General features: G+C 73.5%; 22 protein-coding genes. 14 read left to right on the top strand and 8 right to left on the bottom strand.

The window, feature by feature from the left end:
* Positions 1–64 precede the first annotated feature (64 nt).
* A complete protein-coding gene (locus tag AB0K25_RS07455; protein ID WP_363819222.1) occupies positions 65–874 on the top strand; it encodes an ABC transporter permease in 810 nt (269 codons plus the stop codon).
* A 73-nt stretch (positions 875–947) separates the two neighbouring features.
* Here the strand turns inward: AB0K25_RS07455 and AB0K25_RS07450 are convergent, their stop codons facing one another.
* Positions 948–2,129 carry an ABC transporter substrate-binding protein gene (locus tag AB0K25_RS07450; RefSeq protein WP_363819053.1) on the bottom strand — a complete coding sequence of 394 codons (1,182 nt, stop codon included), beginning with the start codon at positions 2,127–2,129 and terminating at the stop codon, positions 948–950.
* Between the two features lie 280 nt (positions 2,130–2,409).
* Here AB0K25_RS07450 and AB0K25_RS07445 point away from each other — a divergent pair, with 280 nt between their 5' ends.
* From AB0K25_RS07445 to AB0K25_RS07420, 6 genes are all read left to right on the top strand, one after another.
* Positions 2,410–2,571 (top strand): hypothetical protein, encoded by a 162-nt coding sequence (locus tag AB0K25_RS07445; RefSeq protein WP_208568179.1) that lies wholly within the window; start codon positions 2,410–2,412, stop codon positions 2,569–2,571.
* On the top strand, positions 2,568–5,888 hold the full coding sequence (locus AB0K25_RS07440) for a nitrate- and nitrite sensing domain-containing protein (RefSeq protein ID WP_363819050.1): 3,321 nt from the start codon (positions 2,568–2,570) through the stop codon (positions 5,886–5,888). The genes AB0K25_RS07445 and AB0K25_RS07440 overlap by 4 nt, the downstream gene beginning before the upstream one ends.
* Positions 5,885–6,292, top strand: a complete 408-nt coding sequence (locus AB0K25_RS07435; RefSeq protein ID WP_067313320.1) for a roadblock/LC7 domain-containing protein — start codon at positions 5,885–5,887, stop codon at positions 6,290–6,292. The genes AB0K25_RS07440 and AB0K25_RS07435 overlap by 4 nt, the downstream gene beginning before the upstream one ends.
* Before the next feature lie 84 nt (positions 6,293–6,376).
* On the top strand, positions 6,377–6,739 hold the full coding sequence (locus tag AB0K25_RS07430; protein WP_067313317.1) for a DUF742 domain-containing protein: 363 nt from the start codon (positions 6,377–6,379) through the stop codon (positions 6,737–6,739).
* A complete protein-coding gene (locus tag AB0K25_RS07425) occupies positions 6,720–7,343 on the top strand; it encodes an ATP/GTP-binding protein (RefSeq protein WP_357537842.1) in 624 nt (207 codons plus the stop codon). Before AB0K25_RS07430 ends, AB0K25_RS07425 begins: the two co-directional genes overlap by 20 nt.
* Positions 7,344–7,537: 194 nt before the next feature.
* Entirely contained in the window at positions 7,538–8,446 is a 909-nt protein-coding gene (locus AB0K25_RS07420; RefSeq protein ID WP_357537841.1) for a ferritin family protein, read from the top strand.
* Positions 8,447–8,492: 46 nt separating this feature from the next.
* On the opposite strand, the gene AB0K25_RS07415 is transcribed toward AB0K25_RS07420, so the two are convergent.
* From AB0K25_RS07415 to AB0K25_RS07395, 5 genes are read right to left on the bottom strand one after another with little or no spacing between them, the layout of a single operon-like run.
* On the bottom strand, positions 8,493–9,581 hold the full coding sequence (locus AB0K25_RS07415) for a uroporphyrinogen-III synthase (RefSeq protein WP_208568176.1): 1,089 nt from the start codon (positions 9,579–9,581) through the stop codon (positions 8,493–8,495).
* Entirely contained in the window at positions 9,581–9,928 is a 348-nt protein-coding gene (gene nirD, locus AB0K25_RS07410; protein WP_208568175.1) for a nitrite reductase small subunit NirD, read from the bottom strand. The genes AB0K25_RS07415 and nirD overlap by 1 nt, the downstream gene beginning before the upstream one ends.
* Positions 9,925–12,492, bottom strand: a complete 2,568-nt coding sequence (gene nirB / locus AB0K25_RS07405; RefSeq protein WP_363819045.1) for a nitrite reductase large subunit NirB — start codon at positions 12,490–12,492, stop codon at positions 9,925–9,927. The genes nirD and nirB overlap by 4 nt, the downstream gene beginning before the upstream one ends.
* A gap of 29 nt (positions 12,493–12,521) precedes the next feature.
* On the bottom strand, positions 12,522–13,955 hold the full coding sequence (locus AB0K25_RS07400; protein ID WP_219464714.1) for an FAD-dependent oxidoreductase: 1,434 nt from the start codon (positions 13,953–13,955) through the stop codon (positions 12,522–12,524).
* Positions 13,952–16,183, bottom strand: a complete 2,232-nt coding sequence (locus tag AB0K25_RS07395; protein ID WP_219464713.1) for a molybdopterin oxidoreductase family protein — start codon at positions 16,181–16,183, stop codon at positions 13,952–13,954. The genes AB0K25_RS07400 and AB0K25_RS07395 overlap by 4 nt, the downstream gene beginning before the upstream one ends.
* Before the next feature lie 150 nt (positions 16,184–16,333).
* Here AB0K25_RS07395 and AB0K25_RS07390 point away from each other — a divergent pair, with 150 nt between their 5' ends.
* The 7 genes from AB0K25_RS07390 (at position 16,334) to glmM (ending at position 21,949) form a co-directional block, all read left to right on the top strand.
* Positions 16,334–17,032: a class I SAM-dependent methyltransferase gene (locus AB0K25_RS07390; RefSeq protein ID WP_219464712.1), complete on the top strand. Its 699-nt coding sequence runs from the start codon at positions 16,334–16,336 to the stop codon at positions 17,030–17,032.
* 112 nt (positions 17,033–17,144) lie between these two features.
* Positions 17,145–17,402, top strand: a complete 258-nt coding sequence (locus AB0K25_RS07385; protein ID WP_091241872.1) for a DUF6364 family protein — start codon at positions 17,145–17,147, stop codon at positions 17,400–17,402.
* Complete coding sequence (locus AB0K25_RS07380) at positions 17,392–17,685, top strand: type II toxin-antitoxin system PemK/MazF family toxin (protein ID WP_208568170.1); 294 nt, start codon at positions 17,392–17,394, stop codon at positions 17,683–17,685. Before AB0K25_RS07385 ends, AB0K25_RS07380 begins: the two co-directional genes overlap by 11 nt.
* 330 nt (positions 17,686–18,015) lie before the next feature.
* Positions 18,016–19,329 carry a nitrate/nitrite transporter gene (locus AB0K25_RS07375; protein WP_208568316.1) on the top strand — a complete coding sequence of 438 codons (1,314 nt, stop codon included), beginning with the start codon at positions 18,016–18,018 and terminating at the stop codon, positions 19,327–19,329.
* Between the two features lie 211 nt (positions 19,330–19,540).
* On the top strand, positions 19,541–19,984 hold the full coding sequence (gene rplM / locus AB0K25_RS07370) for a 50S ribosomal protein L13 (RefSeq protein ID WP_030489638.1): 444 nt from the start codon (positions 19,541–19,543) through the stop codon (positions 19,982–19,984).
* Positions 19,985–20,004: 20 nt separating this feature from the next.
* Complete coding sequence (gene rpsI, locus AB0K25_RS07365) at positions 20,005–20,478, top strand: 30S ribosomal protein S9 (protein WP_091241865.1); 474 nt, start codon at positions 20,005–20,007, stop codon at positions 20,476–20,478.
* A gap of 115 nt (positions 20,479–20,593) precedes the next feature.
* Entirely contained in the window at positions 20,594–21,949 is a 1,356-nt protein-coding gene (glmM, locus tag AB0K25_RS07360) for a phosphoglucosamine mutase (protein WP_357537837.1), read from the top strand.
* A 202-nt stretch (positions 21,950–22,151) separates the two neighbouring features.
* On the opposite strand, the gene AB0K25_RS07355 is transcribed toward glmM, so the two are convergent.
* On the bottom strand, positions 22,152–23,348 hold the full coding sequence (locus AB0K25_RS07355; RefSeq protein ID WP_219464709.1) for a pyridoxal phosphate-dependent aminotransferase: 1,197 nt from the start codon (positions 23,346–23,348) through the stop codon (positions 22,152–22,154).
* Positions 23,349–23,439: 91 nt separating this feature from the next.
* Positions 23,440–23,934, bottom strand: coding sequence for a hypothetical protein (locus AB0K25_RS07350; RefSeq protein ID WP_219464708.1), 495 nt, complete (start codon positions 23,932–23,934; stop codon positions 23,440–23,442).
* Positions 23,935–24,215: the final 281 nt, after the last annotated feature.

Below are 24,215 nucleotides of genomic sequence, written 5' to 3'. Positions count from 1 at the left end.
GGACTCGATCCGGACCCGTCCCGTACCCGGCTCGGCCGGCCTGCCGACCCCCGCGGGTCGGCCCGTGCCGACCGTCCCCCCGCCGCCCGCCCGGTCACCCTGGTCCCGGATACGCCCGGCGGCGGTCGGCCTGCCGCTGGCCGGCCTGGTGGTCACGGTGGCCGTCTGGTGGGTGGTCACCTCCGGGCTGCACCTGGTGCACCCGGCGTCCCTGCCGCCACCGCAGGCGGTCTGGACGTCCCTGACCGCATCGGCGGACGTGCTCTTCCCGGCGCTGGGCACGACGACCCTGATGACGGTCCTCGGTTTCCTGCTGTCGACGGTCGCCGGGGTGCTGATCGGGATGGCGCTGGCCGCCTCCCGGCGGGCCGAGCGGATGTTCGCCCCGCTGCTGGTGGCGATCAACGCGGTGCCCAAGATCGCGCTGGGGCCGCTGCTGGTGGTCTCGGTCGGCTGGGGTTCGAAGCCGATCCTGACCATGGTGTTCCTGCTCTGCTTCTTTCCGATCGTGCTCTCCACCGCCACCGGCCTGACCACCACCCCGGCGGACCTGGCCGAGCTGGCCCGGTCGCTGAACGCCTCCTGGTGGCAGTCGTTCCGCAAGGTGCGGTTCCCGGCCGCCCTGCCGCAGATCTTCGTCGGGCTGAAGGTGGCGATGCCGCTGGCCGCGATCGGCGCGGTGATCGGGGAGTTCTACTCCGACAAGCCGGGCCTGGGCTACCAGATCCTCCAGTACAACGGGGTAGGCGACACCGCCACGGCCTGGGCGGCGATCGTGCTGATCGCGGCGATGAGCATCCTGCTCTATTCGGCGTTGTCGCTGGTCGAGCGGCTGGCCCTGCCCTGGGTCCGGGCCACCACCTCGGCCCGCTGACCCTCGCAGCCACCCGACCCGAAGCACCGACGGGCCGACCCCACCCGGGGGCCGGCCCGTCGGTCGGGGGCGGTCAGCTCGCCAGCCGCCACCGGCCGCCCCGGGCCACCAGCGTGGTCAGCGCCTGCGGCATCAGCCCGGAGTGGTTGTCCGGGGTCATCCGGATCGGCCCGGACAGGCCGTCCAACTGGGACGTCTCCAGCACGTCCCGCAGGCCGTCCCGGTTGACCCGGCCACTCGGGCCGCCAGCCCGTACCGCCGAGTCGGCGATCAGCTGGACGGCGTCGGCGGCGAACGACGAGAGGCCGTTGTAGCCGCCGAACCGGGCCGTGTAGTCCTGGAACCACTGCCGGCGGGCGGCCTTGGCCGGGGTGGTGGCGATGACGTCGTCGATCACCATGGTCTGGGTGAAGATCAGGGTGGCCCGCTCGGTGGCCCGGCCGGAGCCGCCCAGGAAGAGGTCACCGGCCGCGGCGGCGTCGAGGAAGAGCGACCCGGAGTAGCCGGACTGGTCGGCGGCGGTGGCGGCGAGGGTGGCCTGCTCCGGCGGGGTCCAGATGACCAGCCCGGTGGGGTCGCGGTCGACCAGCCGGCGAACCGGTGCGGCGAGTTCGGTGTCGGTGGTGCGTACCGCCTCGGCGCGGACCCGCTCGATGCCGACCTTGCGGAACTCGCCCTCCAGCGCGGTCAGCCCCTCGCGGCCGTAGTCGTCGTCGCTGTGCAGGATGCCGACCTCGGTGATCCCGCGCCGCCGCAGTTCGGCGGTGAGCGCGGCTGCGCTGTCGCCCGCGTTCGGCGCGAGCTTGAACACGTACCGGCGTTCGGGGACGGGGCTGGCGACCGCGCCCGACGGCGCGAGTGCGATCGTCGGCACCTTCCGTTCGTTGATGGTGCGCGCGGCGCCGACGGCGCATTCGTTGCAGCCGCCCATGATGATGGCGTTGACCGTGGAGTCGTTGCTGAAGTCGCCGATGTTGCGCAGCGACTCGTTGGCGTCGGACCGGTTGTCCTTGACCACCAGTTTGATCTTCCGGGAGCCCAGGGCGCCGGAGGAGTTCAACTGCTCGACCTTCAGATCAAGGGCGCGCTGGTATGCCTTGCCGACCGGCGCGGCGACGCCGGAGAGTTCGAGATCGGCGGCGATCGTGATCGGGCTGTCGTCCTCCTCTGTCGCGCCGAACGAGCAGCCGGTGAGCGTGGTGGCCAGCACGGCCGATGCGAGCGCCACGATGGTCGCGGAGCGGATGGGGCTCAACTCAGTCCTCCAGGTGCGGCGCGGGACGGGCCCGGTCACCGCCGCTAGTCCGTCCTCAGTGGAGAAACGGGATTGTGTGCCGTACGGTGTGCGCGAAAGCCTGCAAAACCTTGCCAATGCCGGGGCGTGCGGTCAAGCGCGGATGCTGTCGGCGGTTTCGGGACGCGAATCTCACATTGTGGGGACATCAGATATTTACCCATGCTCACTCATCAGAGGCGTACGAACACTCTGGAGTGACATGCCCTGTTCAGGGGTGGCCTGCTAAGCAGGGAAAACGGTGATCAGCATGCTGGTCGACCGATTCCTGTCCGAACGCGGCTTCCCAAACAGGATCTTCTCTGATGAAATCGCGGCCGTGCCGCGCGTGGCGCTGTCCGTCGCACCAGGCGCGGGTCGGCGGGTCAGGCGTGTGGAAGATACGACGGAGGCGATGTCGTGAGCACCGGACCGACGACCCTGCCCGAGCCAGGCGAAAGCGCCGGAACCGAACGGGAGCGCCGACTGCCCCGGCTGCGGGATGCGCGGATTCGTTCCAAACTCGCCCTCATTCTGGTCGTACCGGTCGCAGCGGTCATCGCACTGGCGACAATCCGACTCGTCTCCACTACCGAGGGTGCGGTCGACGCCACCCAGATCCGCTCGCTGACCGCGCTCTCCATCGACGTTTCGGCGCTGACGCAGGATCTGCACAAGGAGCGGATGGCCGCCGCCGGCTACCTGGCCAACCCGCAGCTGCTCCCGGACGACTACAACCTTCGGGTCCGGGCCACCGGTGAGCGGATCAACGCCTACCGGGCCGAGCGGGCCGACCTCGGTGAGGTCCCGGCCGCCGTGCGGGACCGGCTCAAGGTGATCGACGACCACCTGCGGACGCTCGACGCGACCCGGCAGGAGGTGCTCGACCGCCGGCAGATGCCCGTCGCCGAGGCCACCCTGCGGTACGGCGTGATCCTCACCGACCTGGTCTCGTACGGCGACACCCTGGCCCAGCTGCCCGGCCAGGAGAGTCTCGCGGACGCCCGCCGCGCGGTGGCCGCGTTCAGCCGGGCCAAGTCCGCCGTCGCCGAGGAAGAGGCGGTCGCCTACACCGCACTGGTCAGCGGACGCCTCGACGAGGAGCAGTTCTCCTCGTTCGTGGCGACCCTGACCAGTCAGCAGGAGGCACTGCTCGGCTTCTCCCTCGCCGCCGACCCCACCCAACGTGCGCTGGTCTTCAGCGCGGTCTCCGGTGACGCCGTCGGCCTCGCCGACCGGGTGGCCGCCGACATCACCCGCTCGGTCGGCCAGCGCAGCCCGATCAGCGCCGGTGACGCCAGCGCCGCGATCGGCGCGGTCAACGACCTGATGCGGTGGACCGAGATCCAGCTCCAGGACACCCTGCTCGCCCGCTCCGAGCAGGCCCGCAGCGACGTCATCCAGCAGGCCGTCATCGAGACGGTGCTGGTGCTGCTCACCCTGATCGTCGCGATCACCCTCGCCGTGGTGCTGGCCCGCTCGCTCAACCACTCGCTGCGCCGGCTGCGCGAGGGCGCCCTCTCGGTGGCCAACCACGACCTGCCGGACGCGGTCAAGCGGTTGCAGAACATGGGCAGCGTCGGCGACGGCGGGGTCGAGGAGATCGTCCGCCAGGTGCGGGACCCGATCCGGTTGACCAACCGGGACGAGGTCGGCCAGGTGGCCCTGGCGTTCAACGTGGTCCACCGGGAGGCCGTCCGGGTCGCCGCCGAGCAGGCGGCGCTGCGGACCAGCGTCTCGGCGATGTTCCTCAACCTGGCCCGCCGCAGTCAGACCCTGGTCGACCGGATGATCGGCGAACTGGACGCGATCGAGCGCGGCGAGGAGGACCCGAAGCGGCTCGCCCAGCTCTTCGAGCTGGACCACCTCGCCACCCGGATGCGCCGCAACGACGAGAACCTGCTGGTGCTGGCCGGTGCCGACTCGGCGGTGCCGCGCCGCGACGACGCGCTGCTGGTCGACGTGCTGCGCGCCGCCCAGTCCGAGGTGGAGCTCTACAACCGGATCGAGTTCGGCACCGTCGACACCGACATCTCGGTCGCCGCCCACGCGGTCAACGACGTGGTACGCCTCGTCGCCGAGCTGCTGGACAACGCCACCCGCTTCTCGCCGCCGACCACCACCGTCGTCGCCGACGGCCGGCGGATCCGCGACTATGTGCTGATCCAGATCGAGGACCGGGGACTCGGCCTCACCGACGAGCAGCTCGACTCGCTCAACCGCCGCCTCGCCGCCCCGCCGACCGTGGACGTGGCCGCCTTCCGGCTGATGGGTCTGGCCGTGGTCAGCCGGCTGGCCAGCCGCTACGGCGTCCGGGTGGAGCTGCGACGCAACGTCGAGGGCGGCACCGTCGCCCAGGTGACGCTGCCCAACGCCACCGTGGTCCTGCCCGCCCACCGGGGCCGCGACCAGGCGATCAGCCGTCCGCGCCAGCCGCTCGCGGTCGAGCAGCCGACGCCCGCGTCGTCCGGCATCGGCGGGGCCTTCAGCGGTGCCCGCAGCGCGGCGGCGACGCTGAACGACCAGTGGCGCACCGCCCCACCGGCGCCCGCGCCGTGGCAGCCGCCGGTGGACGCCCGGGAGACCGCCCCCGCCGTGCAGTTCGGCGGCCCGGTCTCCGCCCCACCGTTCGCGCCGGTCCCCGCCCCGTCGGCCGACTCCGGGTTCGGGGCCTTCTCGGCCGGCAGCCCGACGGTGGCGAACCCGACCATCGACCCGCTGCCGCGCCGGGCCGCGCCGGGCGAGTCCGCCCCGGTGCTCCCGGTCGGCCCGGTCGCCGGTGCCACGCCCGCCCCGACGGAGTCCTACGGTGCGCCGGCCATGCCGTTCGCTGGTGCCCCGGCAACGACTCCGTACGCCGGTGCCCCGGCGGCGACCCCGTACGCCGGTGCGCCCGCCGCCACCCCGTACGCGGGTGCTCCGGCGGCCACCCCGTTCGCCCCGGCCGCCGCCGCGGCGGCGTTCGCCCCGGCGGCCCAGCCGGCCGCGTACGCCGCACCGGCCGCCCAGCCGTACACCGCACCGGCCGCGTCCTACACCCCGCCGGCGCCGGCCGCACCGGTGGTCGCCCGCCCGGACCGGCCGGCCGACTCGCCGATCTTCCGGGAGATGGAGGCGGTGTGGTTCCGGTCGCACGGCGACGACGCCACCGCGATCTTCACCCGGCCCCGCTTCGACGAGGAACCGCCGGCCGCACCGCCGCGGTCCAACGGCGCGAGCAAGCCGACCCGCCCGCCGCTGCCCACCCGGGTACCGACGGCACCCACCGCCGCCGGCACCCCGACCGTCACCCCCGCCCCGGCGGCCCCGCAAGCGCCCGCCGCCACCGGACCCGTACCGCCGGCCCCCACCGCGGCGTCCACATTCGGCACCACCGCGCCGGCCGCCCCCACCACGGCGTCGACATTCGGCACCACCCCGCCGGCCGCGCCCGAGGCGCCGGCAGGCCCACCGGCCGCCGACGCCGACGCCTGGCGGACAGCGGCCGACGAGGGCTGGACCCGGGCCAGCCAGGCGGCCGAACCGGCCAACGCCGGCACCACCCGTTCCGGCCTGCCGAAGCGGGTGCCGCAGGCGCAGCTCGTCCCCGGCGGGATCGAGCCGAAGGAGGGCCGGGACCGCAGCCGCCGCACCCCCGACGAAGTACGCGGTCTGCTCTCGGCCTACCACCGCGGCGTGCAGCGCGGACGCACCGCAGGCGCGGACCTCAACAGCACCTCGACCAAGGAGACGAACCGATGAACAGGCCAGCTGCCATGCAGGACATGGGTTGGCTGCTCACCAACTTCGCCGACAGCGTGGCGGGCATCGCCCACGTGGTGGCGGTGTCCGCGGATGGGCTGCTGCTCGCCTCCTCGCGGGACCTGCCCACCGACCGGGCCGACCAGCTCGCCGCGATCACCTCCGGCGTGGTGAGTCTGACCGAGGGTGCCGCCCGGATGTTCAGCGCGGGCGGGGTGCTGCAGACAGTGATCGAAATGGACAGCGGTTACCTATTCCTCATGTCGATCAGCGACGGTTCGTCGATGGCGGTGCTCGCCGCCCGCAGCTGTGACGTGGGTCAGGTCGGCTACGAGATGGCGTTGCTGGTCGAACGGGTGGGTGCGGCGTTGGTGCCGCTGCCCCGGGACGCCGTGCGTTCGTAGCACCGGTGAGGCCGGGCGCGACCGCGTCCGGCCGGAGGGACGACGCATCCGGGCCGGACCCGGGCGGAAGGAGGTGATCGCGGCATGGACCCCCGACGGGACCCGCGCGGGGCGTTGGTGCGTCCGTACGCGGTCACCCGGGGCCGCACCGAGCCGAGCCGGGACATCGCACTGGAGGCGGTGCTCACCTCCAGTGCGACCCAGGTGGCCGAGTCCCGCTTCGCCGGCCACGACAAGTACCGGATCGCCACCGTCTGCGAGGGCCGGGCGCAGTCGCTGGCGGAGATCGCCGCTTACACCCGGATGCCGTTGGGCGTCGCCCGGGTGCTGGTCGCCGACCTGGTCGCCGACGGTCTGCTCACGCTACACACTGCCGCTCCCGCCGAGGGGTTCGAGGAGCGAATGGAAATCCTTGGAAGGGTGCTAAGTGGACTTCGCAGGCTATGACCCCGTCGGGTCGCGCCAGAGCCGGGGAATCGTCTCCGCGAAGATCGTGGTCGCGGGCGGCTTCGGCGTGGGCAAGACGACCCTGGTCGGGGCGATCTCCGAGATCACTCCGCTGACCACAGAGGCGCTGATGACCGCCGCTGGCGTCGGCATCGACGATCCGTCGAAGGTGCCCGGCAAGGAGACCACCACGGTCGCCATGGACTTCGGCCGGATCACCATGGCGCAGGACCTGATCCTGTACCTGTTCGGCACCCCCGGGCAGACCCGCTTCTGGTTCATGTGGGACGAGATCATCCGGGGTGCGGTGGGTGCCGCCGTGCTGGTGGACACCCGGCGGATCACCGACGCCTTCGCCCCGTTGGACTACTTCGAGAACCGCAAACTCCCGTACGTGGTGGCGCTGAACCGGTTCGACGGCTCGGACCTGTACGAGCCGGACGAGGTCCGCGAGGCGTTGGCCATCTCGGCGGACGTGCCGCTGGTGATGTGCGACGCCCGGGACCGGGAGTCGGTCAAGCAGGTGCTGGTGACGGTGGTCGAGCACGCCATGATCCGGCTGCAGGCCGAGCACGGCCGGGGCTTCCCGACTCCGGTGGGCTGAGGGCAAACCTGTCACCATTTGTAACGACACGGCGTGGCCGCGCTCAATCCGACGACGCCCTCCGGGTGCGCCCAGAAACTGGATGAACCCACTCTGACCTGCAGCAACGTACGCTTTTCCACGAATGTAACGCCCAGTGAGAGGTTCCTCACTGGAACATTGGTGGAGGTGGCGTCATGCGCACAGTGACAGTGATGTCGATCATTGCGGCCGGGGTCGTGCTCGGGGCCGGAGTCGCCGGGCCGGCCCAGGCGGCCGGTCTCGATCCGCAGACCCGGGCGGACGCGTTGACGGCGATGGAGGGGGAGGCGTTCGCCCACGCGAAGTACCTGGCGTACGGCGAACAGGCGGCGCGTACCGGCGAACGGCGGATCGCCCGGCTCTTCGCCGACACGGCGCGGACCGAGCGGTACGACCACTTCGCGGCCGAGGCGAACCTGATCGACTTCGTCGGCAGCAACGTGGACAACCTGCGGGAGTCGATCGCCGGCGAGGAGCACGAGGCGACAGTGGTCTATCCCGGCTTCGCCGCCCAGGCGCAGCAGGACGGCTGTGCCGAGGCGGCCGAGCTGTTCACCGAGCTCGCCGCCGACGAGGCGGTGCACGCGGCCCGGTTCCGCACCGCGCTGCAAGCGCTTACCGATCCGGGCTCCGGGGTACGCATCCCGGTGGGCGAGGCGGTGCCCCCGGTGCCGATCCTGCCGAGCCTGCCCGCCTGCACCGGGGCGACCCAGGAGAACCTGGAGGCCACCCTACGGGGTGAGGCGTTCGCCAACGCGCGCTACACCTCGTACGCCGGGCACGCCCGCGCCACCGGTGTCCTCCGGCTGGCCCGGCTCTGGGACAACACGGCCGGCCAGGAGCTGGGCGAGCACTTCGCCCAGACCGCCGAGCTGGCCGGACTGGTCCGCGACAACGCGGCCAACCTGCGGGAGTCGATCGACGGCGAGCAGTACGAGGCCACCGTCATGTACCCCACGTTCTCCCGGCAGGCGGCTGCGGCGGGTGACCGCCGGGCGGCGGCGCTGTTCCGGGAGATCGCCTTCGACGAGGCCGACCACGCGTCGGCCTTCCTGCGGGCGCTGGTGCGACTGGAGGTCTGAGCATCCCGCCCGCGCGACGTCGACCGCACTCCACCAACCCCCGGCCTCACTCCACCCGGAGCCGGTAGCCGCGCTTGACCACGGTCTGCACCACCCGGGGTGCCCGCAGCCCCACCCGCAGCCGGGCCACCGCCATCTCCACCGCGTGCTCGTCGGCCCCCCGGGGCAGCGTGCGCAGCAGTTCGGTCCGGGACAGCACCCGACCGGGCTGGGCGGCGAGCGCCCGCAGTACCGCCATCGGCGCGGGCGCCAGGGGCCGCAGCTCCCCGTCGATGACGGCGGCGTGCCCACGCAGGGTCAGCAGGTGCCCGGCCGCCTTGACCGTGACGGTTCGGCGGGGCAGTTCGTCCACGATGGTGCGGACCAGCGCGCCGAGCCGGGCCCGGGTCGGCGCGCTGACCGGCACGCCCCGCCGCACCAGCGGTTCGGCGGTGACCGCGCCGACGCAGCTGACCAGCACGTCGCCCCGCAACGCGGCCAGCACCGTCTCGGTACGGTCCCCGGCGGCGCGCAGCAGCGCCTCCGCCGCCGGGGCGGAGGTGAAGGTGACGGCGTCGACCAGCCGGCCGGCGACGAGGTCGATCAGCCGGTGCAGCGGGGCCGGGTCGGTCGGTGGGGCCCACCGGTAGACGGGCACCTCGATCACGGTGGCCCCGGCGGCCTCCAGGGCCTCGGTGCACTCCGGTTGCCGGTCGCCGTGCAGCTGCATGGCGATCACCTGCCCGGCCACCCCACGTCGGCACAGGTGCTCGACCACCTCCTCGCAGCTCTCCGAGGCCGGCGACCACTGGTCGTGCAGGCCGGCGGCCCGGATCGCGCCGCGCGCCTTGGGGCCCCGGGCCACCACGTAGGCCCGGGACAGCACGTTCTTCAGCGGCTCGGCCAGCCCCCAGCCCTCGGCCGCCTCCAACCAGCCGCGCATCCCGATGCCGGTGTTGGCCATCAGCACGTCCGGTGGCCGGTCCAGGCAGGCCCGGGTGGCGTCCCGCAGGTCGGTGTCGTCGGCCAGCGGCACGATCCGCAGGGCCGGGGCGAGCACCACCCGGGCACCGCGCCGTTCCAGCAACGCGGCCAACTCGTCGCGTCGCCGGTCGGCGGTCACTCCGATGGTGAAGCCGGCCAGTTCGTCCCGCATCACTCCTCCTGTCGCAGCCGCACCTCGACCAGGCCGTCCCGGCAGCGGACGTCGTACCGGGGCAGGGTCACCCCGGGCAGGTCCAGGCACAGCCCGGTTCGCAGGTCGTACACCTGCTTGTGCAGGGGGGAGGCGACGGTGGGCACCCCGCCCCGGCTGCCGACGATGCCCCGCGACATCACGTACGCGCCGCTGAGCGGGTCGAGGTTGTCGACCGCGAACAGCTCGTCGTCGGTGCGGAAGATGGCCACCTGGACGCCGTCGACCAGGGCGGCGACGCCGCGCTCGGGTTCCAGCCTCTCCAGCGGGCAGACCGGGGCCCAGCCGATGGTGACGGTGTCGCTCATCGCCGCACCTCCGGCAGGCCGAGGACGACCGGCTGGCGACGCCGGGTGGGTGCCCCGGCGGGGGCGGCGGCCCCGTCCGGTGGTGCGGCCCCGGCGGCGACGGGACCGCGTGTCGGTACCGGCTGGCCGCGTTCCACGGCGAAGGTGATCGACGGGTCCGGCACCTCGGGGGCGTTGACGAAGGAGGTGAACCGGCGCAGCCGTTCCGGGTCGTCGAGCACGTCCCGCCACTCGTCGGAATAGGACGTGACGTGCCGGGCCATCGCCGCGTCGAGTTCGGCGCAGAGCCCGAGCGAGTCGTCGACGATCACCGACCGGAGGTGCTCCAGGCCACCGTCCATCGCCTCGATCCAGGCGGAGGTGCGTTGCAGCCGGTCGGCGGTGCGGACGTAGAACATCAGGAACCTGTCGATCAGGGTGATCAGCTCGTCGGTGGTCAGGTCGGTGGCGAACAGGTCGGCGTGCCGGGGCCGGAAACCGCCGTTGCCGCCGAGGTAGAGGTTCCACCCGGTGTCGGTGGCGATGATGCCGAAGTCCTTGCTGCGGGCCTCGGCGCACTCCCGGGCGCAGCCGGAGACGGCGGACTTGAGCTTGTGCGGGGCCCGCAACCCCCGGTAACGCAGTTCCAGCGCGACGGCCAGGCCGACCGAGTCCTGCACCCCGTAGCGGCACCAGGTCTCGCCGACGCAGGACTTCACCGTGCGCAGCGCCTTGCCGTACGCGTGGCCGGACTCGAAGCCGGCGTCGACCAGCCGCCGCCAGATCTGCGGGAGCTGCTCGACCCGCGCGCCGAACAGGTCGATCCGCTGCCCGCCGGTGATCTTGGTGTAGAGCTGGAAGTCGCGGGCCACCTCACCGATCACGATCAGCTTGTCCGGGGTGATCTCGCCGCCCGGGATCCGGGGCACCACCGAGTAGCTGCCGTCGCGTTGCAGGTTGGCCAGGAAGTGGTCGTTGGTGTCCTGCAACGACGCCTGCTCGCCGTCGAGCACGTGCCCGGTGCCCAGCGACGCGAGGATCGAGGCCACCACCGGCTTGCAGACGTCGCAGCCCCGGCCCCGGCCGTGCTCGGCGACGAGCTGCGAGAACGTCCGGATGCCGCGCACCCGGACGATGTCGAACAACTCCTGCCGGCTGGCGTCGAAGTGCTCGCACAGCGCCGTGGACTGCTGCACCCCGGCCGCGTCGAGCAACTGCTTGAGCATCGGCACGCAGGAGCCGCAGCTCGTCCCGGCCCGGGTGCACGCCTTCAACGCCGGCACGTCGCACGCCCCGCCGACGATGGCCGCGTCGATGTCGTCGCGGGTCACCGCGTTGCAGGAGCAGACCTGCGCCGCACCGGGCAGCGCGGTCACCCCGCCGCCGCCCTCGCCGGCCGGGGCCAGCAGCGTCAACGGGGGAGCGGGCAGCGGCCCGCCGACGCTGGCCCGCAACGTCGGGTAGGCGGTCGCGTCCCCGACCAGCACCCCGCCGAGCAGCGTCCGCGCGTCGTCGGAGAGGACCAGCTTCGCGTACGAGCGGGTGACCGGGTCGGTGAACGTGACGTCCAGGCAGCCGGGGGTGGTGCCGTGGGCGTCACCGAACGAGGCCACGTCGACGCCGAGCAGCTTGAGCTTGGTGGCGCTGTCCGCGCCGGGGAAGGTGGCCGCGCCGCCCAGCAGCCGGTCGGCCACCACCTCGGCCATCGCGTACCCGGGGGCGACCAGGCCGTGGCAGGTGCCGTCGACGGCCGCGCACTCGCCGACCGCCCAGATCCGCTCGTCGTCGCTGCGGCAGCTCCCGTCGACCAGCACCCCGCCCCGGGGGCCGAGGCCCAGCCCGGCGGCGCGGGCCAGCTCGTCGCGGGGCCGGATGCCGGCGGCCACCACCACCAGGTCGGCGTCGACCGTGCCACCGTCGGAGAGGTCCAACGCGGCGACCGTGCCGGTCGGGCCGGGCCGCAGCGCGGTGGTGCCCACCCCGAGGTGGGTGGTGACGCCCAGCTCTTCCACGTAGCGCCGCAGCATCGCGCCGCCCGCCTCGTCGACCTGCACCGGCATCAGCCGGGGGGCGAACTCCACCACGTGGGTGCGCAACCCCAGCAGCCGCAGCGCGTTGGCGGCCTCCAGACCGAGCAGGCCGCCGCCGATCACCGCCCCGGTCACCCGGCCCCGGGCGTGCTCCCGGATCGCCTCCAGGTCGTCCAGGGTGCGGTAGACGAAGACGCCCGGCAGGTCCGTGCCGGCCACCGGCGGGACGAACGGGTACGACCCGGTGGCCAGCACCAGCGCGTCGTACGGGTGCTCCCCGGTCGCGGTGGTCACCACCCGCCGGTCCCGGTCGATCCCGGTGACCGGCTCGCCGAGGTGTAGCCGCACCCCCTCGTCGGGGGTGTGCAGGTTGAGCTCCTCGGCGGACACCCCGTCGAAGAACGCCGACAGTCGCACCCGGTCGTACGCCGGGCGGGGTTCCTCGGCGAGCACCGTCACCTGCCAGCGCCGGTCGTGGTCGCGGGCGCGCAGCGCCTCGACGAACCGTTGGCCGACCATGCCGTTGCCGACGACGACCAATCGTCCACCGGTCATCGGGTCACCTCCTCGTGGTGTCATCACGGTCATCGGGTCGTCCCCACCGAGTCCACCTCGGACAGCCAGCCGACGATGCCCTCGACGGCCTGCCGGCAGCCACCGCAGCCGGTCCCGGCCCGGGTCGCGGCGACCACCTCGTCGACGGTCCGGGCGCCGGAGCGCCAGCAGCGCACCAGGGTGCCCTTGTCGACGTCGTTGCACTGGCAGACGGTCACCGCGTCCGGCATCAGCGCCGGGGAGGCGGCGGGTGTCGCGGGGGCGCTGCCGAGCGACCGGCCGAGCAGCAGCGCCCGCCGGTCGGTGGGGACCGGGGCGCCCCGGTCGAAGAGCTGCACGACCGTGCCGACCGCCGGGTTGTCACCGAGCAGGATCGCCCCGGTCAGCCGGTCGTGGTGGATACGCAGCCGGGCGTACGTTCCCCGGGCCGGGTCGGCGAAGGTCAACTCCTCGCCGGGGCCGCCCGTCGGGTCGCCCATCGCGGCCAGGTCGATCCCGGCGGCCTTGAGCCGGGTCACCACCGGTCGGGGCCGGTAGCGGGCCGCCGGGTCCTCGCCGGTGAGCAGCCGGGCCACCACCCGGGCCTGTGCCCAGGCGGGTGCGACGAGCCCGGTCGGGCCGCCGGTGCGGGCGCAGTCGCCGATCGCCGAGATCGACCCGTCGTCGGTGCGTAGCCGGTCGTCGACCAGCACCCCCCGGTCGACGGCCAGCCCGGCGGCGGTGGCGAGGTCGGTGTCGGGGCGCACCCCGCAGGAGAGCACCAGCAGGTCGGCGTGCAGGGTGGTGCCGTCGGCCACGTCGAGGCGGACCCCGTCGTCGTCGGTGGCCAACCCGGTCGCCGGCACCCCCCGTCGGGTGGTGACGCCGAGCCTGGCGAGCGTGGCGGCGAGCACCTCCCCGGCGGCCGGGTCGAGCTGGCGTTCCATCAGGTGCGGGTGGGGGTGCACCACGGTCACCGCCAACCCCCGGGCGGCCAGGCCGCGCGCCGCTTCCAGGCCGAGCAGCCCACCGCCGAGCACCAGCGCGGTGCGGGCGGTGCGGGCGGTGGCGAGGATGCGGCGGCAGTCGGCCAGGGTGCGGAAGACGGCGACCCGGGGCGGCAGGGCGGCCGGGTCGAGGCCGGGCAGCGGGGGCACCACGGCCCGGCTGCCGGTGGCGAGGACCAGGTGGTCGTAGTCGATCCGGTCGCCGTCGGTGGTGTGCACCGTCCGGGTGGCCCGGTCGATCGCGGCGGCCACCACCCCGGTCCGCACGTCGGTGCCCTGCCCGGCGACCTCGGCCAGCTCCACGTCGGGCTCGTCGACCTTGCCGGCCAGCAGGGTGGAGAGCATGATCCGGTTGTACGCCCGGTGCGGTTCCGCCCCGAGCACGGTGACCTTCCGGTCGCCGTTGCGGGCGTGCAGCTCGGTGGCGAGCCGGGCGCCGGCCATCCCGTACCCGACGATCACGATCTGCCCGGTCATGCCCGCTCCACCCGGACCGCGCAGATCTTGAACTCGGGCATCCCGGAGACCGGGTCGAGGGCGTCGTTGGTGACCGAGTTGGCGCGCGCCGCCCCGGGCCAGTGGAACGGGGCGAAGACGGTGTCGGGCCGGATGGTCGGGCTGAGCCGGGCCGGTGCCCGCAGCTCACCCCGGCGGGAGGCGACCCGGACCTCGTCGCCCTCGGCCACCCCGAGCCGGTCGGCCAGGTCGGGGTGCAGCTCGACGAAGCCGTGCGGGGCGGCCCGGTGCAGCGCGGCCACCCGCCGGGTCTGCGCGCCGGACTGGTACTGGGCCAGCACCCGCCCGGTGGTGAAGTGCAGCGGGTAGTCGGCGCAGACCTCCTCGGCCGCCGGCCGGTGCTGCACGGCGTGGAACCGGGCCCGGCCGCTGGGGGTGGGGAAGGTGTCGGCGAAGAGCCGGGGGGAGTCCGGCCCGTCCGGGTCGGGGCACGGCCAGAAGACCCCGTCGGCGGATTCGATCCGGTCCCAGCTGACCCCGGCGTAGTCGGCGACGCCCCCGGCGGAGGCCCGCCGTAGCTCGGCGAAGACGACCCTCGGGTCGGTCGGGAACCGGTCCGGCGCGGTCCGCGGGGCCGGGACGTGGTCCGCAGGGGTGCGCGGGGCCGGGACGGCGGGCCGGGTGGTCGTCGGGGTGGTCGGGGCCGGGCCGTCCGGCGTCGTCGCCGGGGCCGGTGCGTCGGGGGCGTCGTCGAGGCGGGCCGCGAGCTCGGCGAGGACGGTCAGGTCGGTGCGGACGCCGGGGGGCGGTGGGCGCAGCGCCCGGCGGCGCAGCACCCGACCCTCCAGGTTGGTCATCGTGCCGTCCTCCTCGGCCCACTGGGCCACCGGCAGCACCACGTCGGCCAGCTCGGCCGTCTCGGAGCGCAGGAAGTCGGCCACCACCAGCAGGTCCAGCCCGCGTAGCCGGGACTCGACCCGGGCCGCCCGGGGCGCGGAGACCACCGGGTTGGAGCCGAAGACCAGCAGTGCCCGGGGGCCGTCGGGGGTGCCGAGCGAGTCGAGCAGCTGGTAGGCCGGCACCCCGGGGCCGGGCAGTTCGGCGGGGTCGACTCCCCAGACCCCGGCGACGTGGGCGCGGGCCGCCGGGTCGTCGATCTTGCGGTAGCCGGGGAGCTGGTCGGACTTCTGGCCGTGCTCGCGTCCACCCTGGCCGTTGCCCTGACCGGTGAGGCAGCCGTAGCCGGAGTGTGGGCGGCCGGGCAGGCCGAGGGCGAGGGCGAGATTGACGTACGCGCTGACGGTGTCGACGCCCTTGGCGTGCTGTTCGGCGCCCCGGGCGGTGAGGATGACCGCCGAGTCGGCGGTGCCGAGCGCGCGGGCGGTCGCCTCCAGGTCGGCCACCGGCACCCCGGAGAGCCGTTCCACCTCGGCCGGCCAGTACCCCGCGACGGTACGGCGTACCGCGTCGAAGCCCTCGGTACGGGTGGCGACGTACTCCCGGTCGATCAGCCCTTCGGTGAGCGCGATGTGCAGCAGTGCGTTGGCGACCGCGAGATCGGTGCCGGGCAGCGGTTGCAGGTGCAGGTCGGCCTGGCGGGCGGTGGCGGTGAGCCGGGGGTCGACCACGATCAGCCGGCCGCCCCGGGCCCGCTGGTCGGTCACGTGGCGCATCAGCGGCGGCATGGTCTCGGCCGGGTTCGCCCCGACCAGCAGCAGGGTTCCGGTGCGGCCCAGGTCGGTCAGCGGGAACGGCAGCCCCCGGTCGACGCCGAAGGCGCGCAGTCCGGCCGCCGCCGCGGAGGACATGCACCACCGGCCGTTGTAGTCGATGTGCCGGGTCCGCAGCGCCACCCGGGCGAACTTGCCGAGGGCGTACGCCTTCTCGTTGGTGAGCCCGCCGCCGCCGAAGACCGCGACCGCGTCCCGGCCGTGGGCCCGCTGGATGGTGCGCAGCCCGTCGGCGATCCGGTCCAGCGCGACGTCCCAGCTGGCCGGGCGCAGCGTGCCGGACGGGTCGCGGACCAGCGGGGTGGTCAACCGGTCGGGGTGGTCGAGCAGTTCGGCGGCGGTCCAGCCCTTCTGGCACAGCCCGCCGCGGTTGGTGGGGAACTCCCGGGGCCGGACCTCGATCCGGCCGTCGGCGTCCCGCAGGATCATGCCGCACTGGAGCGCGCAGTACGGGCAGTGCGTTTCCGTCTCCCGGGGCGGGGGCTCCGTTCGTGTCGCGGCGCGTGCACCGTCTGTCATGTCCGCAAAGCGTGCCGCCGGGCGGTTTCCGACCGGGGTCCCTTCTGTTTCGGTCCTGTCAAGAGCGGTTCACACCGCACGGGGGCAGGGGACCGGTCGGTGGGGTCTATAATATGAGACAAGTTTCTTAATATGTGAGAGGGGTGGATCGTGGACGTGACGGCGGCCTTCGATGCGGTGGCAGGTTCCTACGACGGGGCCCGCCGTCGGCTCGTCCCCTGCTTCGACGACTTCTACGGCACCGCCGTCGAGGTGGCCGCCCCACCGCTGCGGGCCGCGCTCGCCGCCGGGCGTACCCCCGAGGTGCTCGACCTGGGTGCCGGCACCGGACTGCTCTCCCTGCTGCTCACCGCGGCGCTGCCCGGGGTGCGGGTGACCCTGGTCGACGGGGCCGCGCGGATGCTCGCGGTGGCCGCCGACGGGTTGGCCGCCCGGGGGGTGGCGCACCGGACCGTCGTGGCCGACCTGGCCGACCCGCTCCCCGCCGGCCGCTACGACGCGGTGGTCTCCGCCCTGGCCGTGCACCACCTCGACGACGACGGCAAGCGCGCCCTCTACCGGCGGGCGGCCGACGCGCTCGTCCCCGGCGGGGTGTTCGTCAACGCCGAGCAGGTGGCCGGCCCCACCCCGACCCTGGACCGCCGCTACGACGACGTCTGGCTGGCCCAGACCGCCGCGCGCGGCTCGGATGCCGACGAGATCGCCGCCGCCCGGGAGCGGATGCGGCACGACCGCCCGGCGTCGGTGACCGACCAGTGCCGGTGGCTGGTCGACGCCGGCCTGGTCGACGTGGACTGCTTCTACAAGGCGTGGCGGTTCGCGGTCTTCGGCGGTCGCCGTCCCGCCTGACCCGGACCCCCTGCGGCGGGCCGGCCGGGCGGTGGCACACGGCGGTTTGTCGGGTTCGTCGAGGCGGGCGAACGGAACGACCGGCGGTCATACCGGGAGTAGGATCGCAGGCATGACTGCCAAGGTGACCCTCTCGTTCTCCGACGAGACGATCGAGGAGGCCCGCCGGTTCGCCAAGCGGGAAGGACTCTCCCTCTCCGCCTGGATGGACCAGGCCGCCCGGGAGAAGGCGCTGCGGGAGGTCTTCACCGCCCACGCCGAGGCGGTCGGGCGGGCCGGGCTCGACCTGGAGTCCGCCGCCCTCGCCGACGCCCGCGAGGTGGGCATGGTCGCCGACGTGCTCTTCGGCGGTCGCCCGCGTGCTGCGTAGGGGAGAGGTCTGGCGCATCGAGGGCGCCCGGGAACGGCTCGGCCTGGTGATCAGCTCCGACGTCTACAACTCCACCGACGTGCCGATCGTGATCGTCGCCGAGGTGGTCGAGACCGCCCTGCTGCGCGACTCCCCGCTCGCCGTGCCGATGGGTGCCAACGTGGTGATGCCCGACCGGCTGTCGGCGCCGATGAAGAAGTGGTTCACCGAGTGCGTGGACGTCGCCGACACCGAGACCATGCAGCGGGTGGCCCGCGCACTGCGCATCCTCCAGGAGCTGTGACCCGCCCCGGCGGGAGCGGCGACCCACCGCAACGGTGGGCCCCTCACCACCGGTTCCCGGTCGACGTGCGGTCTCCGTTTCCGGCCCGACCCACGTGGGGCACCGCCGGGAAACCGACCCTGCCTAGCGTCCTGCTCACATCGACGAGGAGGAGTCGCCGTGAGCACGCTCGCCAGCAGCAGTAACGCCGCCGCCGATCCACCGGCCGCCACCACCGACCCGCTGGCCGCCGCCACGGTCGGTCCGCCGGGCGACACCGACGTCCCGCCGACCGCCGACGCGGCTGTCACCGCCGCCGGACCCGACCGGCCCGCCGGGCGGCGGCACCGGATCGACGACTGGCGACCCGAGGACCCGACCTTCTGGCAGACGACCGGAGCGCCGATCGCCCGTCGCAACCTCTGGGTGTCGATCTTCGCCGAGCACGTCGGCTTCTCGGTGTGGAGCCTCTGGTCGGTCACCGTGCTCTTCCTCGGCCCGGCGTACGGCATCGACCCGGCGGGGAAGTTCCTGCTCACCGCCGTACCGGCCGCGCTGGGGGCGGTGCTGCGGCTGCCGTACACCCTGGCGGTGGCGCGCTTCGGCGGGCGGAACTGGACCATCGTCAGCGCGCTGCTGCTGCTGGTGCCGGCGGTGCCGATGGCGCTGCTGCTGGAGCCGGGTGTGTCGTACACCACGCTGATGGTGCTGGCCTGCCTGACCGGGGTCGGCGGCGGCAACTTCGCCTCGTCGATGGCGAACATCAACCTGTTCTTCCCGGACCGGCTCAAGGGTCGCGCACTCGGGCTCAACGCCGGGGGCGGCAACCTCGGCGTGCCGGCGGTGCAACTGGTCGGGCTGGCGGTGCTGGCCACCGCCGGGGCCGCGTACCCCCGGCTGGTGCCGGCGGTGTACCTGCCGCTGATCGTGCTGGCCGCGCTCGCCGCCGCCCGCTGGCTGGACAACATCCCGGACGCCCACAACGAACCCGGCGCGTTGCGGGAGGCCGCCCGCGACCGGCACACCTGGGTGATGTCCCTGCTGTACATCGGCACCTTCGGCTCGTTCATCGGCTTCGGCTTCGCCTTCGGCCAGGTGCTCCAGCTCCAGTTCGCCGAGCGGTTCCCCACCCCGGTCGACGCGGCCTGGCTGACCTTCCTCGGGCCGCTGATCGGTTCGTTGATCCGACCGTTCGGCGGTCAGCTCGCCGACCGGCTGGGCGGGGCCCGGGTGACGTTCTGGAACTTCGTCGCGATGGCCGTCGGCGCCGGCCTGGTGCTCTACGCCGCCCGGGAGCAGTCGTTCCCGCTCTACCTCGTCGGGTTCCTGGCGTTGTTCGTCTTCTCCGGCATCGGCAACGGGTCGACCTACAAGATGATCCCGGCGATCTTCCGGGTCCGGGCGGCGGCCGAGGCGGAGCTGACCGGCGACCCGGTCGCGGCGCAGCGCCGGGCCCGGCGACGCTCCGGGGCGCTGATCGGCATCGCCGGGGCGGTCGGCGCCTCGGGCGGGGTGCTGGTGAACGTGGCCTTCCGGCAGTCGTTCCTCACCTCGGGCAACGCGGACGCCGCCTACCTGGCCTTCATCGGCTGGTACGCGCTCTGTTTCGTGGTGACCTGGGTGGTCTACCTGCGGCCCGGCCCGGGTAAGCTGATCGGCGTGTGACCCTGGTCATCCGCCGAAACCGCAGGCCACGCCGGCCGACCCCCCGTTTTGACCAGCAGACCGGGCGCCGGGTATCGTTGCCTGCTGTTGTACGACATCCAGAGGCGTGCCGCTCAGGTACGCTTGGTCGTTCGTGCGCGCTGGTCCGGCCGGGAAGCCTCTGGTCACCTCGGCGCGCGACCCCAGACCGACGACGAGACAAGGTAGACCTGTGCGTACGTACAGCCCGAAGCCGGGTGAGATCGAGCGTCAGTGGCACGTTATCGACGCCTCTGATGTCGTGCTGGGCCGCCTGGCCACCCACGCCGCCACGCTGCTGCGCGGCAAGCACAAGCCGACTTTCGCGCCGCACGTCGACACGGGCGACTTCGTCGTCATCGTGAACGCGGGCAAGGTGGCGCTGACCGGCAACAAGCGGCAGACCAAGGTCGCCTACCGGCACTCCGGTTACCCGGGCGGCCTCAAGCAGATCGGCTACGAGGAGCTGCTGACCAAGCGGCCCGAGCGGGCCATCGAGCTGGCCGTGAAGGGGATGCTCCCGCACAACAAGCTCGGCCGTCAGCTGATCAAGAAGCTGAAGGTCTACGCCGGTGCCGAGCACCCGCACCTGGCGCAGCAGCCGGTGCCGTTCGAGATCAAGCAGATCGCGCAGTGAGCGAGGGCGAAGGAAACAGCATGACCGACATCACCGAGACCGAGGTTGCCCCGGAAGCCCCTGAGGCCACCGAGGCGCCCGCGCCCGTCGCCCGCGCGCCTCGTGGTGACCGGCCGATCCAGACCGTGGGCCGCCGCAAGGAGGCCATCGTCCGGGTCCGTATCGTCCCCGGCACCGGCAAGATCACCTGCAACGGCCAGGAGCTCGAGTCGTACTTCCCGAGCAAGGTGCACCAGCAGCTCATCAAGGACCCGCTGGTCACCGCCGAGAAGCTGGAGCAGTTCGACGTCATCGCCAACCTGCGTGGCGGCGGCACCACCGGCCAGGCCGGTGCGCTGCGGCTGGGCATCGCCCGTGCGCTGATCGTCAACGAGCCGGACGACCGCCCGGCCCTGAAGAAGGCCGGCTTCCTGACCCGGGACGCCCGGGTCAAGGAGAGCAAGAAGTACGGTCTCAAGAAGGCCCGTAAGGCGCCTCAGTACTCGAAGCGCTGATCACCACCAGCGCGTTGTACTTCTGACGGACGGCCGGGTCCGCCTCCCCCACGGGAGGCGGCCCGGCCGTTTCCGTTTTCTCCACTCATCGCAGGTGCACCGGAGGTTCGCGGGTATGGGGCGGTTGTTCGGCACGGACGGCGTACGCGGGCGGGCGAACGTGGATCTCACCCCGGAGTTGGCGCTCGCGGTGGCGGTGGCCGCCGCGCACACGCTGGCCGAGTCGGACCGCAGCCACCCGCCGCTGGCGGTGGTCGGGCGGGACACCCGGGCCAGCGGCGAGATGCTGGAGGCCGCCGTGGTCGCCGGGCTCACCAGCGCCGGGGCCAGCGTGGTCCGGGTCGGCGTGCTGCCCACCCCGGCCGTGGCGTTCCTGACCGCCGAGGCCAAGGCCGACCTGGGCGTGATGCTCTCCGCCTCGCACAACCCGATGCCGGACAACGGGATCAAGCTGTTCGCCGCCGGTGGGCACAAGCTGCCCGACGAGATCGAGTTGCGGATCGAGGCGGCCGTCGAGGCGAACGCCACCACCGCCTGGGACCGTCCGGTCGGCGCGGGGGTCGGCCGGGTACACGACCTGCTCGACGGTGCCGACCACTACGTGCAGCACCTCGTCGGCACCGTGCCGCACCGCCTCGACGGCATCAAGGTCGTGGTCGACTGCGCCAACGGCGCCGCCGCCGAGGTCGCCCCGGTGGCCTACCGGGAGGCCGGCGCCGAGGTCATCGCGATCCACGCCGAACCGGACGGCCTCAACATCAACGACGAGTGCGGCTCCAACCACCTCGACAGCCTGCGGGCCGCCGTGGTCGAGCACGGTGCGCACCTGGGCCTCGCCCACGACGGCGACGCCGACCGCTGCGTGGCGGTCGACGCCACCGGCGCGGAGGTCGACGGCGACGAGCTGATGGCGGTCCTCGCGCTGGCCCTGCGCGACGCCGGTGAGCTGACCCAGGACACCCTGGTCGCCACCGTGATGAGCAACCTCGGCCTGCGGCTGGCCATGTCCGCGCAGGGCATCCGGCTGGTCGAGACCAAGGTCGGCGACCGGTACGTGTTGGAGGAGCTGCGCGCCTCCGGCCTCGCCCTCGGCGGCGAGCAGAGCGGCCACCTCGTCATGCCCGCGCACGCCACCACCGGCGACGGGGTCCTCACCGGCCTGCACCTGATGGCCCGGATGGCCGCCACCGGCCGGTCCCTGGCCGAACTGGCCTCGGTGGTCACCAAGCTGCCGCAGGTGCTGATCAACGTGCCGGTCGGCGACCGCACCGCCGGTGCCACCGCACCCACCGTCAAGGCCGAGGTCGAGCGGGCCGAGGCGGAGCTGGGGGAGACCGGCCGGGTGCTGCTGCGGCCGTCGGGCACCGAACCGTTGGTCCGGGTGATGGTCGAGGCCGGCACCGAGGAGACCGCCCGGTCGGTGGCCGAACGGATCGCCGCCCAGGTCAGCGCCGCCAGCCCTGCCAACTGACCGCCCCCGTTGCGGGCGGGTCCCGCCTGGTCCACCCCTCGTTGTGCTGCCGGCGTCGCCGGTGGGCCCGGGGAGCGTCCCGGTGGCTGCCCCACCGCGTGCCCCCGGTTGTGCCGGTGCCGGCTGACCCTGCTGGCGGGCGCGACGATGCCGGCCCGCGCGGGCGGTCAGCGGGCGTCGGACGCCAGTCCCGCGTGGGCGGTCAGCGGGGGTCGGACAGGGCGCGTAGCCGGGCGACCGCCTCGGTCAGCACCTCGGGACGCTTGCAGAAGGCGAACCGGACCAACCGCCGGCCGGCCTCCGCGTCGTCGTAGAAGACCTGGGTGGGCACCGCCACCACACCGCAGCGTTCCGGCAGGGACCGGCAGAACTCCAACCCGTCCCGACCGCCGAGGCCGGTGATGTCGGCGGTGACGAAGTACGTCCCCTCCGGGGTGAGCACCGCGAAACCGGCGTCGGTCAGGCCACCGATCAGCAGGTCCCGCTGCCGCTGGAGGCTGTCACGGAAACCGGTGTAGTAGTCGTCGGGCAGGGCCAGCGCCACGGCGACCGCCGGTTGCAGCGGTGCCGCGTTGACGAAGGTGAGGAACTGCTTGACCCGCAGCACCGCCGACACCAGCGCGGCGGGGCCACTGACCCAGCCCACCTTCCAGCCGGTGCAGGAGAACGTCTTGCCGGCCGACGAAATGCGCAGGGTCCGTTCCCACATCCCCGGCAGGGTGGCCAGCGGCAGGTGCGCGGCGGCGGCGTCGGTGAAGACGAGGTGCTCGTACACCTCGTCGGTGACCGCGTACACGTCGTGCTCCTGGCAGAGGTCGGCGAGCAGGGCCAGCTCCGGCGCGGTGAACACCTTCCCGGTCGGGTTGTGCGGGGAGTTCAGCAGCATCAGCCGGGTACGCGGCCCGAACGCGGCCCGCAGCTCGGCGGGGTCGAAGGCGTACCGGCCGTCGTCGCCGGGGCGCAGCGTCACCGGCCGTCGTACCGCCCCGGCGAGGGCGATCGACGCCGCGTACGAGTCGTAGTAGGGCTCGAAGCAGATCACCTCGTCGCCCGGCTCGCAGAGCGCGAGGATGCTCGCGGCGATCGCCTCGGTGGCCCCGGCGGTGACGATCACCTCGCCGTCCGGGTCGTAGTCCAGCGCCCAGAACCGCCGTTGGTGCGCGGCGACGGCAGCGCGCAGGGCGGGAATGCCGGGGCCCGGCGGGTACTGGTTGTGCCCGGAGCGCAGCGCCTCGGCGGCGGCGGCCAGCATCTCCGGCGGCCCGTCGGTGTCCGGGAAGCCCTGGCCCAGGTTGACCGCACCGGTCCGGACGGCGAGCGCGGACATCTCCGCGAATACCGTCGTCCCGAACGGACGCATCCGGGTCACCAGCGGGTCCACATCGGTCGACGTCGTCACGCCCGTCAGCCTACGGCCCGCGACCACCCCTGCCACCGGGTCCGGTCGCCGCCATTCTTCCCCTGACGGGGTCTTCCCCTGGTCCGGCGGGTCAGCGGACCCGGTTGGCGTGGCACTGCACCTGCCAGTCGTCCGGGCCGGCCACGTCGGTGACCCGGGGCCGGGTGCCGACGGTGGTGGTGCACCGGAACCCGCCCGGGTTGCCGCCGGAGCGGGTGGCGCTGACCAGCACCCGGGTCGGATCGTCGACACGCAGCGTCATCCGCCAGGGCAGCCGCACCTTGTCCTGTCGGATGAAGTAGCCGTCCCCGTCATAGAACTGGAGGTCGACGGAGCCGGTCCCGGTCACCTCGTACGTCACCGGGTACCGGCCGGGGCCGTCGGCCGGCGCGGTGGCGGGCGCTGGCGGCTGGAGCGGCTGCGGCGGGCTCCAGCTCGGCTCGGGTTCGTCGTCGTAGTAACCGTTGTCGTAGGGCTCTGCGGTTGCCGTGTCCGGCCCGGAGCTGCCCAGCAGGCGACCTCCCCCGCAGAAGCAGGCGCAGACGACGAGGACGAGCACCACGACCACGGCGACCACGATGCCCACCACCGCACCGGTGCCGGTGGAGCTCCGCCCGCCCGGCGACGGGTGGGCCGGATAGGCGAACGGCGGCGGATACCCCGGCGGTGGCCAGCCGGGACCGGGTGGCCCGCCCGGCATTCCCGGGGTCGTGCCGGGCCACCCGGTGGGCGGGCCGCCGGGCAGCCCGGGGGCCGCGCCGGGCCAACCGGTGGGTCCGGGGGCCGGACCGGGCCAACCGGTGGGTCCCGGCGTCGGACCGGGCCAACCGGTGGGCGGGGGTGTGCCGGGCCAGCCGGGAGCGGGTG

Source organism: Micromonospora sp. NPDC049257 (assembly GCF_040678915.1).
In the GTDB taxonomy this organism is placed as follows: Bacteria; Actinomycetota; Actinomycetes; order Mycobacteriales; family Micromonosporaceae; genus Micromonospora; species Micromonospora antibiotica.
The sequence above is the reverse complement of the archived record's forward strand: the minus strand, read 5'-3'. Positions and strand labels throughout refer to the sequence as shown.

Coding starts and splice junctions, on each gene's coding strand:
- AB0K25_RS07435 (WP_067313320.1), top strand. CDS start 5,885: ATGAACAGGCCAGCTGCCATGCAGGACATGGGTTGGCTGCTCACCAAC.
- AB0K25_RS07430 (WP_067313317.1), top strand. CDS start 6,377: ATGGACCCCCGACGGGACCCGCGCGGGGCGTTGGTGCGTCCGTACGCG.
- AB0K25_RS07420 (WP_357537841.1), top strand. CDS start 7,538: ATGTCGATCATTGCGGCCGGGGTCGTGCTCGGGGCCGGAGTCGCCGGG.
- AB0K25_RS07415 (WP_208568176.1), bottom strand. CDS start 9,581: ATGCGGGACGAACTGGCCGGCTTCACCATCGGAGTGACCGCCGACCGG.
- nirD (WP_208568175.1), bottom strand. CDS start 9,928: ATGAGCGACACCGTCACCATCGGCTGGGCCCCGGTCTGCCCGCTGGAG.
- nirB (WP_363819045.1), bottom strand. CDS start 12,492: ATGACCGGTGGACGATTGGTCGTCGTCGGCAACGGCATGGTCGGCCAA.
- AB0K25_RS07400 (WP_219464714.1), bottom strand. CDS start 13,955: ATGACCGGGCAGATCGTGATCGTCGGGTACGGGATGGCCGGCGCCCGG.
- AB0K25_RS07395 (WP_219464713.1), bottom strand. CDS start 16,183: ATGACAGACGGTGCACGCGCCGCGACACGAACGGAGCCCCCGCCCCGG.
- AB0K25_RS07385 (WP_091241872.1), top strand. CDS start 17,145: ATGACTGCCAAGGTGACCCTCTCGTTCTCCGACGAGACGATCGAGGAG.
- rpsI (WP_091241865.1), top strand. CDS start 20,005: ATGACCGACATCACCGAGACCGAGGTTGCCCCGGAAGCCCCTGAGGCC.
- glmM (WP_357537837.1), top strand. CDS start 20,594: ATGGGGCGGTTGTTCGGCACGGACGGCGTACGCGGGCGGGCGAACGTG.